Below are 16,813 nucleotides of genomic sequence, written 5' to 3' on the forward strand. Positions count from 1 at the left end.
CGTACGGGGGGAAGTCCCGTCTCCGGCCCCACCCCGCGAACGGAACCGGACACGGCCTGGCGATACTGGGTGCATGAAGCTCAGCCGCCCCGTCTCCTGGTTCCTGCTCGCCTTCGGGGTGTGGAGCTGGGTCATCTGGATCACTTTCGTCAAGAACCTGGTCAAGGACGGCAGCGGGCTCGCCTTCGACGACGGTCGTCCCACGGCCTACTTCTGGGTGCACCTGCTGCTCGCCGTCGTTTCCTTCGTATTGGGGACGGTCATCGGGGCCATCGGGTTGCGTGGTCTGCGCGCACTGCGCCGGACGTCATAACGGCGATCGGGAGACACGACACCGTGGTCATCGTTTTCGTACTCGTCGCCGTGCTGGTCCTGGCCGTGATGGTGACGGCCAACTGGTACGTGTGGCGCCGTCTGTTCCGCGACACGACCGGCGGCCCGGGTCTCGTCCGCCGGGCGGGTGCGGTCCTCATCGCCGGCGGCTGGGTCCTCGTGATCACCGCGCTGGTCGCCGAACGCTCCGGCGCCCCCTTCTGGCTCCAGCAGGTGCTGGCCTGGCCGGGCTTCCTGTGGCTGGCCCTGTCGATATACCTGCTGCTGGCGGTGGTGGCCGGTGAGATCGTCCGCCCGCTCCTGCGCCGCTTCCTGGAACACCGGGCGAGACGGACGGGCCAGGGCCTACAGCGGAGCGACACCGGCGCGCCCACCACGGCGACGCCCGCACCCGAGCCCGCGACGGCACCGGCAGCCGCGCCCCGGCCCGGCCAAGGCGCCCCTGCGACGCCCCCGCACCCGCCGACGGATCCGGCACCCGGCACCGATGGCGCACCCCAGCGGCTCACCACCGCGGCCCACCCCGCCCCCGTCGGTCCCTCCCGCCGCCTCTTCGTCTCCCGGGTCGTCGCCGGGGCCGCCGCGGCCGCCGCCGTCGGGACCGTGGGGTACGGAACCTACGGTGTGCTGCGCGGGCCGAAGGTCAAGCGGGTCACCGTGCCCCTGGCCAAGCTGCCGCGCGCCGCGCACGGGTACCGGATCGCCGTGGTCAGTGACGTGCACCTCGGCCCGGTCCTGGGACGCGGCTTCGCGCAGAGGGTCGTCGACACGATCAACGGGACCCAGCCCGACCTGATCGCGGTCGTCGGCGACCTGGTCGACGGCAGCGTGAAGGACCTCGGCCCCGCGGCGGCCCCGCTCGCCCAGCTGAGGGCCCGCCACGGGGCGTACTTCGTCACCGGCAACCACGAGTACTTCTCCGGCGCCGAGCAGTGGGTCGAGGAGGTCCGCCGCCTGGGCATCACCCCCCTGGAGAACGCCCGCAGGGAGATGCCGTACTTCGACCTGGCCGGGGTCAACGACGTCGCGGGCGAGGACGAGGGCCAGGGCCCCGACTTCGCGAAGGCGCTCGGCGACCGGGACACCGCACGCGCGTGCGTCCTGCTCGCCCACCAGCCCGTCCAGATCCACGACGCCGTCGAGCACGGCGTCGACCTCCAGCTCTCCGGCCACACCCACGGCGGCCAGCTCTGGCCCGGCAACCTCATCGCCGCCGGCGCCAACCCCACCCTCGCGGGCCTGGACCGCTACGGCGACACCCAGCTCTACGTCTCGCGCGGCGCCGGCGCCTGGGGCCCGCCCACCCGCGTGGGCGCACCGTCGGACATCACCGTGATCGAGCTGGCGTCGAAACAGGCCTGAGCGCGCGCACCCTGTGCCGACGCTGTGAAAGCGGACCGAAAGGCGCATCGGTAAGTTCTTTCCCAACTCATAAGATCTCCCTTCCCCCTGCTCAAAAATTCTGTGATTGGGTGAGCCCGCCACAAAGGGGTGTGGCATTCGCACAAGGGCCCCAAGAGGGTCTGGGGAGGGCAAAGCCGATGCGATCGGTTCGCATACGGATACTCGCGGGGCTGCTGGTCCTGGCCGCCGCGGGCGTGGGTGCCTGGCAGTTCCTGCCGCCGAAGGGCGACGGGAAGACCATCACGGTCGGCACGACGGACGGCGTCACCTCGCTCGACCCCGCCGGTGCTTACGACGCGGGCTCCTGGGCGCTGTTCAGCAACGTCTTCCAGTCGCTGCTGACCTTCGCGCCGGGCGGCACCGCCCCCGTGCCGGACGCGGCGAAGAGCTGCGCGTTCGTCCACGGCGACCTCACCACGTACCGCTGCGAGCTGCGCGACGGCCTCACCTTCCCGAGCGGCCGGGCGATGAACGCCGAGGACGTGAAGTACTCCTTCGACCGGATCCTGAGGATCAAGGCCCCCGTCGGCCCGGCGTCCCTGCTCGGCACGCTCGGCTCCGTGGACGCCGACGGCATGACCGTCACCTTCCACCTGACCTCGCCGGACGCGACGTTCCCCTTCAAGGTGGCCACCGGCGCCGGCTCGATCGTCGACCACACCGCGTATCCGGCCGGCAAGCTGCGCACCGACGCCGGGGCCGACGGAACGGGCCCGTACACCCTCACCTCGTACACAAAGGACCACGAGGCGGTCCTCGCGCCCAACCAGCACTACCGGGGCGCCGTCAGCGGCACCGGCCGGCCCGTCGAGCTGCGCTACTACGCGACCCCCCAGGCCCTGGACACCGCCTGGAAGGACAAGCAGGTCGACGTCGCGACCGACCAGCTGCCGCCCGGCGTCCTCGCCGGACTCAACCCGAGCGACCCCGCCCAGCACGTCTACGAGGCGGACGGCTCGGAGACCCGGAACCTGTACTTCAACACCCGCTCGGGCAAGCCGCTGCACGACCCGAAGGTCCGGCAGGCCATGGCCTGGCTGATCGACCGCGAGCAGCTGGCCGCCACCGTCTACGACGGCACCGTCGACCCGCTGTACTCCCTGATCCCGGCAGGCCTGACCGGGCACACCGCCTCCTTCTTCGACGACTACCCGAAGCCCGACCCGGACAAGGCCCGGCAGCTCCTCACCAAGGCCGGCGTCAGCCTGCCGGTGCACTTCACCTACGGCTACGCCAAGGGGCGCGGCGCCGGTGAGCAGGAGGCGGCCGAGATCAAGAAGGAGCTGGAGGCGAGCGGCCTGTTCCAGGTCACCCTCAAGGGCTACGAGTGGACCGCCTTCCAGAAGCAGTGGGCGACCGGCAAGCTCGACGCCTACGCCGTCGGCTGGGTCGCCGACTTCCCCGACCCGGACACCTTCGGCGCCGCGCTCGTCGGCACCGGCAGCGCCATGAACACCGGCTACAGCAGCAAGACCGTCGACCGGCTCATCAAGGACAGCCGGCGCTTCGCCGAGCGGACCGAGGCCGAGCGGGACTTCCGCTCGGTGCAGGAGACCGTCGCCGAGGACGTCCCGGTGCTGCCGCTGTGGCAGGCCAAGGAGTACGTCGTCACCACCGAGGACGTCGGCGGCGGCCAGTACCTGTCGGACGGCACGGGCGTGTTCCGCCTGTGGAGCCTCACCGCGCTCTGACGGCCCGTCCCGCTGTCAGGAGTCGGTGCGCCGCCGTGCCGCCGGGTCGGGGATGGCGTTCGTCATCCCCGGCAGGAACTCCGTGAACAGTTCGTGCACCTCGCGCACGAGCGGCCGCAGCACCCGGAAGCGGGCCAGGGCGACGCCCCGTGCGGTGAGCCGGGCGCCGCGCTCGGCCAGCCGGTAGCTGCGCTCGCGTCCCTCGGTGCGGTCGAAGATCCAGTACAGGACGAGTCCCATCTGGGACAGCCACATCAACTCGGGCAGGATGTCCCGCAGTTCCTCGGGCACCTTGGTCTTCGTGGCCCCGGCGAGCACCTCCCGGTGGACGCTGATGGCCTCCTCGCGCGCGTGCTCCGACTCCGGGGAGAAGGGGCTGAGCGGGCTGTCCGGGTCGGCGGCGTTCTTGAAGAACTGCACCGCGAACTCGTGGTAGGGCGCGGCGATGTCGAGCCAGGCCCGCAGCACCCCCGCGAGCCGGGCCTCCAGGTCGCGCTCCCGGTCCAGGATCTCCCGGACCGCCACCTGGTGCTCGGCGGCGATCCGATCGTAGAAGCCCTGGATCAGGTGCTCCTTGCCCGCGAAGTAGTAGTACGCGTTGCCGACGGAGACCCCGGCCTCCTTGGCGATGGCCCGCATCGTCGTCTTGTCGTAGCCGCGCTCCTGGAACAGCCGCATGGCCGTCTCCAGGATCAGGGCGCGGGTCTGCTCGGACTTGGTGGGGAGGGCGCCGTCGTCGGGGCCGTCGTTCTTCGCGGACACGGGAAGAGAGCCTAACGTCAGGACCGGTGCCGTTACCGGGGGGCGCAGGTGCCGTCGGCGCAGCCCGGCGCGGTGTAGCTCCAGCCGCCGTCCGGGTCGTACGACCAGCCGTCCGCCCGCCGGTAGCCCCGGCCGCCCCACTGCGCCCCGCCGCGCTGTCCCCGGTGCCACTGCGCCCCGCGCCACTTGGCGGCGGCGAGCACCGCGCCCTTGGCGAGCAGGGCGCCGGACGGGGTGCTCAGCCGGTGGGCGAGCGGCCGGTGCTCGCGCAACGCCCACAGGGTGACCACCCAGGCGGCCGGGCCCTGGTAGACCTGCCCGGCGTCGCCGACGACGGTGATCTCGTCGAGGGTGGCGCGGTGGTCGAGGCCGGGAAAGCGCCGCCGGGCCTCCTCGGAGGCGGCCGGGACCAGCTCCAGCGGCACCAGCTTCGGCTGCCGCAGGAGCCAGTCGCGCAGGAACGCGCACAGGGAGCACTCGGCGTCGTACAGGACGGTGAGCCGGCGGACCGGGGCGGCCGCGTGGGTGCCGGTGCCGTTCGTTCCGGTCGTGCTGATGCTGGTGCCGGTGGCGTTCACGTGGGCCTCCGCTCAGCTCTGCGGCTGCGGGGCGACCCAGCCCTGCGGCGGGACCGGCGGCACCTGCTCCCGCTCCATGGCCCCCCGGCGCCGGATCCGGTTGAGCACATAGACGTTGGCCAGGTGCATCACGCCCAGCACCAGCAGCACCACGCCGAGCTTGGTCGACAGGGCCTCGAAGATGCCGCGTGCGTCGGTGATGGTCTCGTCGTCGCTCAGGTAGAGCGCGACGAACCCGAGGTTGACGAGGTAGAAGCCGACCACCAGGAGGTGGTTGACGGCGTCGGCGAGCTTCTCGTTGCCGTGCAGCACGTCGGCGAGGAAGACCCTCCCGTTGTGGCTGAGCGTGCGGGCCACCCAGACGGTCAGACCGATGCTGACCAGCAGGTAGATGACGTAGGCGATGACCGTGCGGTCCATTGCCCCACCCTTCTTGAACACGTTCAAAACGCTGTCGAGGACGACTGTAGACCTATTTTTGAACATGTTCAAGATGGCGCCTCGTGCGGCCATGGGCATGGGCATGGGGACGTACGGCGACGAGGGAGCGACACACGCTCGCGGAGTGCAAGGCCCGGACACCGGTGGCTTCCCAGAGACGCGTGCAGCCCGAGGGCACCGAGCGCGTGCTGAACGGCTACGCGGTGCGCACGCTCGGCCGGATCGACCCCGAGACGCCCCGACCGACGGGCTGCCTCCCCTACGAGGGCGACCGATACGGGCCCCACGATCCTGAGGCAGCTGTGAACCGGCCGGGGTCTGCTCCTTGGAAGGAACAGACCCCGGCCGGGAACTCGGCGCGTCACCCGATGCCGATACGGGTCTTCCAGTAGTCCGCCCGGGCGATGACCTCCGTGCCGGAACCGCTCAGAGCGGTCTTGCCGCCCGCGTGGAAGCGCACGGATCCATCGGCCAGGACGGCCCAGACGTCGGGAACAGTGTCGCCGTTGGCACTCGGGGTGCCCATCAGATGCGGCTTGGCGCTGCTCGCCCAGCCGGACGCGCCGTACTCGTTGTCCTCACCGCCCGAGGAGTTCGCCGCTGTCGCCAGTGAGTTGAGATCGACGCCGCCACCGGAAGCGGCGATGCCCTTGCGGAGCCACAACTTCCCGGAGACGTCGGACCGGTAGACGAGGTCGGTCACGCCGTCACCGGAGACGTCCTGCGTGATGACGATGTCGCGGTCCTGCCAGGCGGAGGAGTTGAGGCGAACCGCCTGGCTCACCGTCGCGCCGTGGTAGCCGGTGAAGGCCCAGAGTTCGTCGTCGGTGCCGGCGCTGTTCCGCACCGTGGCGAAGAAGTCGGGACGGCCGTCGCCTGTCACGTCTCCCGCGCAGACGATCTGGGTGACATCAGCGGGACTCGGAGCCCCGTCCGGCAGCAGGATCTCCCGGCGCCGGTCGACATTGACGGCGCCGTAGCCGTCACCGGGGTAGACCCAGAGCTTGCCGGAGAGGCGGACGACGAGGTCCTGCAGTCCGTCACCGCCGTATATGTCGCCGTTGTGAGTGATCAGGGCTCCCTTGAAGTGCCCTGACGGTGCGGGGACGTACGGGGGCAGGTCGTCGCCGTTGGGGTCCTTGTCGGGGTTGGACCGGTAGGCCCCGGCCATCGAGTAGTCCAGGTCGCCGGTGCCCTTGACGAGATCGTCCTTGTCGGCCTGGGAGGGGTACATGGCAAGGTTGCCGCCCTCGGTCACCACCATGAGGTCGGGCAGCTTGTCGCCGGTGAAGTCGCCGGGGCTGTCGGCCTGGTCCCGCGGGGAGACGTAGAAGAAGTATTTCGTGGGATCGGAGGGGTTGCCCGCGCCGTCGATGGCCCGGACGTAGAGGACATTGGGGCCGGCAGTCGGAGGCTTCGCCCCGGACAGAGCGGCACTCACGCTTGTCGCCGTACCGCTCGTCCGCCCGACGCTGCCGGTGTAGGTGGCTGAATTGAAGCCGTACTCGTAGCGCACGACGTCACTGTTCAGGGCCCGCACGGTGAACGATCCAGCAGTGCCGAACTTCTTGGCCGACCAGTTGGCGTCCTCGGCGTCGTTGCCGAAGCCGTTCTGGTTGCCGTCCGCGTTGGGGTAGTCGGTGGAACTGACCACCGGCGGCCGGGGCGCGGAGGTGTCCAGCACGAACCGGCAGGGTGTCTTGACCGGGTAGTACGACGACGTCGTGCCGGCATCGTCGATGGCCCGGACCCGCCACGAGTAGGTGGTCCCGTTCTTGAGTTTGCTCGTGGAGAACTCCTTCGTCGACCGCAGGGCCGTACCGGTATCGCCTCCGACGGAAACCTTGCCGGTCGAGCCGAGCAGATCTCCGGTTGAATCCCACTGTCCGGTCGGCCAGAGGTCGAAGTCGAGGTAGTCCAGGTTCTTGTCCTTGTCGGTGCCCTTCGCGGTGAAGGTCAGGGCACCTGAACCCATGCGGACGTACGGCTTGGTGGTGGTGCACTTGCCGTCCGGGCCCATGTCCAACGAGTTCGAGACGACAGAAGGCCGGCGGTTGTAGACCAGCTCGAGGACAGGCGCGTAGTCCTGATTGGCGTGGAACTTCTTCCATGCGTACTGGGAGTTCTCGTCGCGAGCGCGCAGCCCGAAGGTGATGCTGTCGTCACCCTTGTCCGCTGCCTTCTGCGCGCCCTTCTTCACGTCGAAGGTCTCGAAGGCGTCCCGGCAGCCGGACTTGTAGCCGTGCGCGAAGCTCTTCGTCGCCAGTTTGTTGCCGTCGTGGAGCTTGGGGGCGTTCTTCCAGTTGGTGTGCGAGTCGATCTCTCCGGTGAGATGCACACTCATCGAACGGGCGCTGCAGGACCAGGAGTAGGACTCGAGCAGCCGCAGCTTGGCTTTGGTGATCTTCGTGCCCTTGAGGTCCTTGTCGAAGGAGATGTTGAAGAACGAGCGGGAGGTGCCCCAGGTGTCGGACTCGAAGCCGACGCGCGCCTCGTGGGTGCCGCCCTTGTTGAAGCCCTTGCCGTTGTAGAACGTGGCGTTGGGGTGGCGGTTGTAGGCGGTGGTCCAGTCCTGGGTGTGCTTTTTGACGGACGGGTCTATGAACACCGGATACGTGGTGGCCGGGTCGTCGAGGAAGTCCTTGTCCGGTGTGAGTTTCCACTGTCCGGTGGACAGGTCCGCCTCGACGAGTTCACCCCGGGAGTCGGGAGAAGGACCCTCCAGAGAGGGCAGAGCGAGCGTCGCGGCGGGCCCCGACTGAGACGGTGCCGGAGTCGGCTCCGCCGGCGCGGAGGGCAGCGGCGACTCTGCAGGTTCAGGGGCGGAATTGTCGCTCGCCGAAGGGAGCGCCTCGACGTCCGTGTCGCTCTGCTCGTCGGACTCGACAGCTTCCTCTTCGATGCTCGGGCTCGGGCTCTCGTCCGGAAGCCCGCCTGTGTCCGCCGGGTCGGGGGTCTCGGACCCGGTCGGTTGGGCCGTCGCCCCGACACCGCCATCGGTGACGGCCGGCTGTCCGCTGCTGTCCCACATCAGTGGTGTGGGCGACATCGCGACTTCTTCGTCATCGGCGTTCTCGGCGCTGACGATTCCGGTCACCGGGTCGAGACGGAAAGTCAGCTGGGCGGAATGCAGGCCGTACACCAACTGCTGGACCTGCGGGTCGGATGCCGCCTGACGATTCTTCAGCACCATCAGCTGACCGAAGCCGTCGTCGTCGGCGGTGAGCACGAGGTCCCCGCCGGGGAAGATCTCGGGATAGAGCGCACGGTTGCCGTCGATGATGGGGGTCGGGACGGGGCCGGGCCAGGTGAGCTGGATCTTGTACTCGCCACCGGCGCCGACATACAGAGTGGCCAGAGGATTTTCCGTGGCGTCAGCGACTGTCTGCCGTACCAGGGACACGCGTCGCACCGTGGAGCGGGAGGCCCGCTGCCCGCCCTGCCCCCCGGACCCGGGCGAAAATACCATGCGGGTGTTGGTGGCCTTCGGCTCCCACCCGCTCCCCGTGCGGCGCAGATTCGGATCGATCTTCCTCCACTCGCCGCCCACCTTGGCGCGCATGGGCGTGGAGTGGAGCTGTTTGGCCATCAAGCCGTCCGGCCGGGCCCACGTCGTGGAACGGGCGGTGCGGTCGGCCGTGACCTCGACGGGCTTCCCGGTCCGCGCCGCCTGCTTGAGGGCGTCGGCTTCCATGACGGTGCTCGAGCCCGACCGGTGGTCGCGGTCGTCCTGAGCGGGACCGCCGTCCAGTCGCAGTCCCGCGTAGACGATGCCGGTCGCGGCGACTGCGGTGGCGAGCAGTGCCACACCGCCTCGACGGCCGGGCCTCGAGCGCCAGTTGCGCGTCATCGGGCGGGTTCCCCTTCCCCCTAGTCCCCCTTGGTACCGGCGCGCGACAGGGCGCAGCCGGGCCAGCCGATGATGACCTATGAGGAATCCGTCGTCACCCTGTGGAGATTTCCGGGGGCCGGATTGAGGAACGTGGCCCCGTGTCCCGTAAGGGAAGGAGGGGTGGCTCGCGGTGCGGCGAACGCCATGTCAACGGCTCCCCGTAAAGGCCGCGAAGCGCTCAAACCGGGGCCATGCGTGCGAGCAATTGCTGTGCAATGACTTGGTTCATGCCAAGACTCGGATATGAGCCGAGTGTTCCATCGTGAAGCTCTTTCCGCTTTGGTCTGCATTCATCGTGCAACAAACCGCTACCTTCCGTGATGATGATCACAGCGGAGCGTCATCTCTGGCTTTCCTTCACAGCGTGATCACAGAATCTTCCGCTGTCTGATACGTCGTCACGCGTGGTCCGTCGCCGGTCCCGCTTCCAGTGGTCCGGGGGGCCCCGCCGTGTTCGGTCGACTTTCGCATGCCCGCAAGCCTCGCCTGGCGCTAACCGCCGTGCCGGTGACCGCTGCCGCACTGCTGCTGGGGCTGCTGCCCGCACCGGCATTGGCCCTACCCCCGGATCCGGCCAGGGAGGAAGTCGGGCGCGAATCACTGGTGCTTGAGGAACTCGAACGTGACGAGCCGGTTGCGGGCGGAGAGTTCAGCCGGCACCTCAGCACGCTGAAGGCCGACATACCCGAGGATCTGCTCGCCGCCCCGACGGGCACGATCAATCCGCCTTCCAACCAGACAGGCACGGTCACCTTCGGGTCGACGACGACGCCCACGTCGGCCCGAACGGCCGCCGCCACCGCCGAACCGGCGGCCCTCGATCCGGTGGGGGCGCTGCCCGTCAGCCTCGGTCAGGCCCCCGGCCAGCCGACGCCGACCGGCACATGGCAGGTCACCATCCCGGACAGGTCCTCTGCGGTCGCCCGTGGAGTGGACGGCACCCTCCTGCTGGTTCAGGCTCCCGACAGCGGCTCGGTGCCCGTCTCCGTCAAGCTGGACTACGCCAAGTTCAAGAACCTCTACGGCGCGGACTGGGCGTCCCGTCTGCGTTTCGTCGCGTTCCCCGACTGCTACTGGACCACGCCGGACGACGAGGCGTGCCAGACGTACGAGGAACTGGAGACGATCAACGACACGGCGGCCAAGTCCCTCACCGCGACCGTCGACCCGGCGGCCGACGGGACTGTCACACCCGCTGCCGCCCCTTCGTCCCGAACCGGCTCCTCCGGTGTGATGCAGGCGTCCTACCAGCGGGCTTCCGCGGCGATTCCAGCGGCCGCCGCAGGAAGCACCGCGGTCGTCGGTGTGGTCGACTCCGGCAACAGCGGTGGCGGCACCTTCAAGGCGACGCCGCTCGCCTCCGACGGAAAGTGGGAGGCGGGCGGCTCCTCCGGCGCCTTCAACTGGTCCTATCCGCTGACCGTGCCGAGCCCGCCGGCCGGCCCCGCACCGACGATCTCCTTCAACTACAACTCGCAGACCGTGGACGGGCGTACCGCGGTGTCCTCGCCCCAGGCCTCCTGGATCGGTGAGGGCTGGTCCTACGACCCGGGCCACATCGAGCGCCGCTACCGCTCCTGCCAGGACGACCGCAAGGCGCTCGGGGCCGGCACGCCCAACAACACCGCCAAGAAGGACAAGACGTCCGACCTGTGCTGGGTGTCCTACAACGCGGTGATGTCGCTCAACGGCCGGACGACGGAGCTGGTGCGGGACGCGGGCTCGGGCAGTGACCCGGAGAAGGACACGGAGATCTACCGTCCCCAGCAGGACGACGGCACCCGGGTCGAGCACCGCGTCGGCGGCGGCAACGGCGACGACAACGGCGAGTACTGGGTCGTCACCACGACCGACGGCACCAAGTACCACTACGGCCAGAACAGCGTCGGCGGAGGCCACGCCGACACCTCCTCGGTCTCCACCGTGCCGGTCTTCGGCAACCACCCCGGAGAGCCGTGCCACGCCGACGCCTTCGCCGACTCGCGCTGCGGCTCCGGCAAGCGGCAGGCATGGCGATGGGGCCTCGACAAGATCGTCGACGTCAACGGCAACACGATGATCGTCAACTGGAAGCAGGAGACCAACCACTACGCGGTTCGCAAGAAGTTCAAGTCGCCGGAACAGTACGACCGCTACGCCTACCCCGCCTCGATCGAGTACGGCCTGCGCCCGGACACCCTCACCACACCGTCGGCCACTGTGACCTTCGGCGTGAAGCAGCGGTGCCTGAGATCCGAGTCGGCGTGCGACGCGGCCAACTTCGCCAAGACGGACGACCCGGGTGCCTACCGGCCTTGGTGGGACACCCCCGGCAACCTCAACTGCAAGTCCACCTCCAAGCTGTGTCCGCCGTTCCCCTCGTTCTGGACGCAACTCCGCCTGGACACGGTGACCACGAAGGCCGCGCGCCCCGGACAGACCGGCCTCGGCAAGGTGGACACCTACACCCTGCACCAGTCGTTCCCGGAGGACTGGTACGACACTTCACCCGGCCTCTGGCTCAACTCGATCACCCGCACCGGGTACGGCCCGGGCGACACCACCGGCACCCTCCAGTCGGAGGGCGGCATCAGTTTCGCCCCTTACAAGGTCGGAGCCTCGTCGCCCCTTTCGGCTCGGCTCAAGGACCGCCAGCTGCCCAACCTGGTGCTCACCGGCAGAAGCGACCAGCGTCCCCCCTTCACCCGCCCCCGCATCGGGACGGTCTCCACCGAACAGGGCGGCGACATCGAGGTCGAGTACACCGGCGGGTGCGCGAGTGAACCGTCCGAGGACAAGGGCGAGAACAACGGCACCTGCTACCCGGTGCGCTGGTCACCCGACGGTGACGAGAAGACCCCGGCGAAATCCTGGTTCAACAAGTACGTCGTCGCGTCCGTGACCGAGACCGACAAGGTCACCTCGCACAGCAAACCGACCGTCACGATGTACTCCTACTCGGGCCCGGCGTGGGCCAAGAGCGACGACGAGTTCACGCGTCCCGCTCTGAGGACGTACAGCGACTGGCGGGGACACAGGCAGGTCACGGTCACCAAGGGCAGCAAACTCACTTCCGAGCCAGGCGTGCCGCAATCCCAGTCGCGGTCGGTGACTCGGTACTTCCTCGGCACAGGGGGAGCGGTCAAGGACTCCAGGAACACCTACACCCTCCTCGCGGACGATGCTCCCCAGTACGCCGGCATGACCGCCGAGGCCATCACCTATTCCGACTCGGGCGGCGAGGTCCTCACGCGCACGCTGAACTACCCCTGGTCGAAGGAAACCGCGTCCCGCTCCCGCGAGAACGAGGACGGGACGACCGCCGATTCCCTGCTCGCGCACCGCACGGGCACGAAGCGGTCGGACGAGATCCAGACGGTCGGCTCCAGTTGGCGCGCCGTACGCACGCTCACGACGCCGGACGACACCTACGGCCTGCCCGTCCAGGTGGAGACAGCCGTCGTGAAACCGAGCGGCTCAGCCGAGACCTTCTCGGATCAGACCTGCACCAAGACCGCCTACGTGCACAACACCACCGCCTGGCTCATCGGCCTTCCCAAGGAGCAGCGCACCACCGGCACGTCCTGCGCCGGGTACGCCTCCGCCGATCCCGCGACCCAGCTGAAGTCGGCCCGGCAGTACGGCTACGACAAGCTGGCCTACGGGGCAACGCCGACCAAGGGCTCGCCCACCACCGTGGCCGAGACCGACGGTACGGGCACCTCCTACTCGGTCGCCACCGACACCACGTACGACGACCTCGGGCGCGTCCGTACGGTCACCAAGCCCGGCGCGGGCACCTCGGAGACGAAATACACGCCGGAGACCGGTGGCCCGGTCACCACGACAAAGACGATCAACGCCAAGGGTCACACCGTCACCACGACATACGACCCCGGCCGAAACCTTCCGCTGACGGTCACCGACGCCAACGGCCGCACGACACGCAGCGAGTACGACGCGCTCGGCCGTCTCGTGAAGGGCTGGACGGCCTCCCGCGCCTCTGGTGGCAAGTCGCCGAACGTCCTCGTCTCGTATCAACCGGCAACCGCCACAGCCAGCGCGAACAAGCCTGCCGCAGTGACGGTGGGAACCCTCAAGGACGACGGCTCCTACAGCCAGGACGTCACCCTCTACGACGGGCTGGCGCGCGAGGTCCAGAAGCAGGTCGAGGCCCACGGCCCCGGCCGGATCATCGTCGACACCAAGTACAACGACCACGGCCTGGTCGCCGAGAAGACCGGCGCCTACCTGGCCAAGGGGGAACCGGACACGGCGCTCTTCAGGCCCAGGTCCACGTCGCTTATCCCGTCCTGGACCCAGTACCGCTACGACGGCCTGGAGCGCGAGGCCCGAGCCTCCGTGTACCAGGGCGGCGGCTACAAATACGCGACCTTCACCTTCTACGACGCCATCAGCAAGACGGTGAACCCGCCCGGTTCCACGGCTCCTCGCACACGCACCTACTTCGACGCCCTCGGCCGGACCACATCCGTCAGGCACTTCACCCAGGACGCCTCCAGCGCGACCGCGGGCCGCACCACCACGTACGGCTACGACGCCCGAGGCAACCGCGACAAGGTCACGGACCCGGCCGGCAACGTCTGGTCGTACACCTACGACGCCCGTGGCCGGGTGACCTCCGCCACCGACCCCGACACGGGGACCACGGACACCTGGTACGACGCGGCGGACCGGCCGAACCGCGTCCGGAACGCGCGCGGCCAGGAGACCTTCACCGAGTACGACGTCCTCGGACGGCCCAGATACGTCCGGCAGGGATCGGCAGGCGCCACCCCGGTCAAGGAGTACACCTACGACGAAGCCCCCGGAGGTATCGGCCAAGCCGCATCGTCCAAGCGGCACACCGACAGCGGTGACTACGTCAACCGCGTCACGGGCTACGACTCCGAATATCGCGTCACCGGCAGCGAAACGGTCATCCCCGCCAACTCGATGACCACGGGAGTCGCCGGAACCTACCCCTACGCGTACACCTACACCCCGACGGGCAAGGCCCAGTCGGTCACCCTGCCGGCCGTAGGCGGCCTGGCCAAGGAGAAGGTCGTCACGCGTTACAACGGTGACGGCATGCCCGAGTCGACCTCGGGCCTGACGTGGTACACGGCCGACGCCACCTATTCGCCCTACGGGGAGGTGCTGCGCACGGTCTCGGGCGCACAGCCGAACCGCGTCTGGACCACCAACTTCGTGGACCCGCACACCGGCCGCCTCCAGCGCACGGTGGCGGACCGGGAGACGGCGGGCCCGCACCGCATCACGGACAGCTACTACTCCTACGACGCGACCGGCACCATCACCTCCAACGCACGCAAGCTCAGCGAGGCGACAGGCAGCACTTGGGACACCCAGTGCTTCACCTACGACGTGATGGGCGAACTGACGCACGCCTGGACGTCGAAGATCGAACCGACCGGCGGCGGCACGGGCTGCAAGTCGGCGAACGGCACCGCGTGGGGCCACCGCACCACCTACGCGACATCCTCGGGCCCGGTCGCCGACGCCGCGGACACGGAATCGGACAGCTCATCCCCCGACGACTCCCTCGCCTCGACACTCGCCGCGGCAGCCCCGGCCCCGGACACGGTGGCCACGGGCACGACGGCCTACCACCAGTCGACCACCTTCGACTGGCTCGGCAACCGCGCGACGCTCACGGAGCACGATCCGGCCGACGCGACGAAGAACGTCACCTACTCCTACGGCTACGGCAAGACGGTCGCAGGCAGCGGCACGACGTCGTACAAGTCCCAGCCGCACACGATGACGTGGATCAGCTCCACGCCCACCGGCAAGGACAGCGCCTACACCTACGACGCCACGGGCAACACCACAGCACGAGACCTCTACAACACCACGCAGACCCTGGGCTGGACGCCGGAGAACAAGCTCGACTCCATCACGGACGACGGCAAGAAGACGACGTACGTCTACGACGCCGACGGCAACCGTCTGCTGGAGAATTCCGGGTCCGGTTCGACGCTCTACCTGGGCGCAGCCGAGGTGACGACGAACGCGTCGGGCACGATCACCCGTGCGTCCCGCTCCTACGCACAGCCCGGCGCCCCTACGGTGGTCCGCACGACGACCAACGGCTCGACGACAGGCCACAAGATCAGCACGCTGCTCGCCGACCACCTGGGCACGGCCAACACCTCGGTCGACCTGACGACCGGCCAGCCGGTCACCCGCCGCGCGTTCAAACCGTACGGCGAGACCCGTGGCACGAAGCCGTCCACGTGGCCCAACAAGCGCGGCTACTTGGGTGTCGGCATCGACGACACGGCCACGGGCCTGACACACATAGGCGCCCGCGAGTACGACCAGACCTCGGGCCGCTTCCTCTCAGCCGACCCGGTCATCGACATAGCGGACCCGCTCCAGATGAACGGGTACGCCTACGCCAACAACAGTCCGGTTTCGCACTCCGACCCCACCGGGCTGTGGATCGATGACGGCACGGGCCACAGCGAGCCGCGCCGCGACGGTGGTCCGACGGGCCCGCAGAACCCGAACGGTCCCGGCGTCCCCAGGGGCGGCACGGGTCGCGGGGGCTGCTACTACAGCTGTAAGCAAAGACCCGGTTGGGTGGAAACACACACTCCGGTCACGAACGATCGCCAGCGGCTGCTGGACCTTTTCGACGGTTACAGCCCGAACGGCCGCTTCCCGGATGGAACGTATTGGCAAACTCCCATCATCGAGGAAAGCGGCACGAACAACGTGTGCTACGGGCGGGAAGGCTGCCGCTTGGCGTACAGATTCCTCCTGAAGAGCGACGACGTCGCAGAGGCCAAGCGCATAGCCGCCAACTATTGCGTCCAGAACTTCGAGAAATGTCTGGACGACGCCAAATCGTATGAGCGGGGCAAGCGGTGGGAAACCTTCCCGTATGCCTTCATCCCCGGAGGCAGAGCGGGCAAGGGAGCAGCCGCAGGCTGTAAGTGCTTCCTGGCCGGCACCGACGTCCTCATGGCGGACGGCACCACCAAGGACATCGAAGATGTCGCGGTCGGCGACATGGTCCAGGCCACCGACCCCACCACAGGGGAGACCGGCCCCCGGAAGGTGACCCGGCTCATCCGGACCGAGTCCGACAAGCACTTCAACGAGCTGTCCATCGCCACCGAGAATGGCGTTGACCGCCTCACCGCCACCCACGAGCACCCCTTCTGGTCCCCCTCCGAGCAGGACTGGATCGAAGCGGGCGACCTCAAGCCGGGCATGACCCTCCTCACCGACGACGGCGACACCGTCATCGTCACGGGGAACCGGCCGTTCACCAGGCACGCCCGGACGTACAACCTGACGGTTGAGGACCTGCATACGTACTATGTGCTGGCGGGGGCTACGCCGGTCCTGGTTCACAACAGCAATGGATGCGTGAACTGGGCCGCCAACAGCGTGAAAACGTGGGGTCATACATTCAAGACTCATGGCGCCGGAGCGAAGAACACGAAGGCTCTGACCGATCGCGCTCGCGGCACCGGGAATCAGCAAGGTCAGTGGCTGGATAATGACGCCGCTGCGGAGTTCTTGAAGGGGCTCCATGTCGAAGGAGCGGGGCCCCGGTCGGTGCGCATTCCGGACGGGTTGGGGCAGGTGATTATGCCGGATGGGAGTATCGTTCAAGCGCGGGCGGCTACCGTCGTCCCGAGTCCAAATGGGCTGTACAAGACGGGATTCCCGATCATTGGTCCGAACTAGGAGGC

The 16,813-nt window shown here is 68.6% G+C and carries 8 protein-coding genes; 4 read left to right on the forward strand and 4 right to left on the reverse strand.

The genetic code is table 11. The features are described from left to right. The first annotated feature begins 73 nt into the window (after positions 1 to 73). The 3 genes from ABTX60_RS04165 (at position 74) to ABTX60_RS04175 (ending at position 3,428) form a co-directional block, all read left to right on the forward strand. On the forward strand, positions 74 to 313 hold the full coding sequence (locus tag ABTX60_RS04165; RefSeq protein ID WP_003992504.1) for an SCO4848 family membrane protein: 240 nt from the start codon (positions 74 to 76) through the stop codon (positions 311 to 313). Positions 314 to 336: 23 nt separating this feature from the next. After that, positions 337 to 1,695 carry a metallophosphoesterase gene (locus ABTX60_RS04170; protein ID WP_352095529.1) on the forward strand — a complete coding sequence of 453 codons (1,359 nt, stop codon included), beginning with the start codon at positions 337 to 339 and terminating at the stop codon, positions 1,693 to 1,695. A gap of 179 nt (positions 1,696 to 1,874) precedes the next feature. After that, entirely contained in the window at positions 1,875 to 3,428 is a 1,554-nt protein-coding gene (locus ABTX60_RS04175; protein ID WP_352095530.1) for an ABC transporter substrate-binding protein, read from the forward strand. A gap of 15 nt (positions 3,429 to 3,443) precedes the next feature. On the opposite strand, the gene ABTX60_RS04180 is transcribed toward ABTX60_RS04175, so the two are convergent. The 4 genes from ABTX60_RS04180 to ABTX60_RS04195 form a co-directional block, all read right to left on the reverse strand. Next, positions 3,444 to 4,190 (reverse strand): TetR/AcrR family transcriptional regulator, encoded by a 747-nt coding sequence (locus ABTX60_RS04180; protein WP_053674623.1) that lies wholly within the window; start codon positions 4,188 to 4,190, stop codon positions 3,444 to 3,446. Positions 4,191 to 4,222: 32 nt separating this feature from the next. Next, positions 4,223 to 4,747: a thiol-disulfide oxidoreductase DCC family protein gene (locus ABTX60_RS04185; protein WP_352095796.1), complete on the reverse strand. Its 525-nt coding sequence runs from the start codon at positions 4,745 to 4,747 to the stop codon at positions 4,223 to 4,225. Between the two features lie 33 nt (positions 4,748 to 4,780). Next, the gene (locus tag ABTX60_RS04190) at positions 4,781 to 5,188 is read right to left on the reverse strand and encodes a hypothetical protein (protein WP_352095531.1); all 408 of its coding nucleotides are present in this window, start codon (positions 5,186 to 5,188) and stop codon (positions 4,781 to 4,783) included. A 382-nt stretch (positions 5,189 to 5,570) separates the two neighbouring features. Further along, positions 5,571 to 9,059, reverse strand: a complete 3,489-nt coding sequence (locus ABTX60_RS04195; RefSeq protein WP_352095532.1) for a DNRLRE domain-containing protein — start codon at positions 9,057 to 9,059, stop codon at positions 5,571 to 5,573. A gap of 543 nt (positions 9,060 to 9,602) precedes the next feature. On the opposite strand from ABTX60_RS04195, the gene ABTX60_RS04200 reads away from it, so the two are divergent. Then, positions 9,603 to 16,808 (forward strand): polymorphic toxin-type HINT domain-containing protein, encoded by a 7,206-nt coding sequence (locus ABTX60_RS04200; RefSeq protein ID WP_352095533.1) that lies wholly within the window; start codon positions 9,603 to 9,605, stop codon positions 16,806 to 16,808. Positions 16,809 to 16,813: the final 5 nt, after the last annotated feature.

Origin of the sequence: Streptomyces sp. NPDC126510 (assembly GCF_040302345.1) — a bacterium.
In the GTDB taxonomy this organism is placed as follows: Bacteria; Actinomycetota; Actinomycetes; order Streptomycetales; family Streptomycetaceae; genus Streptomyces.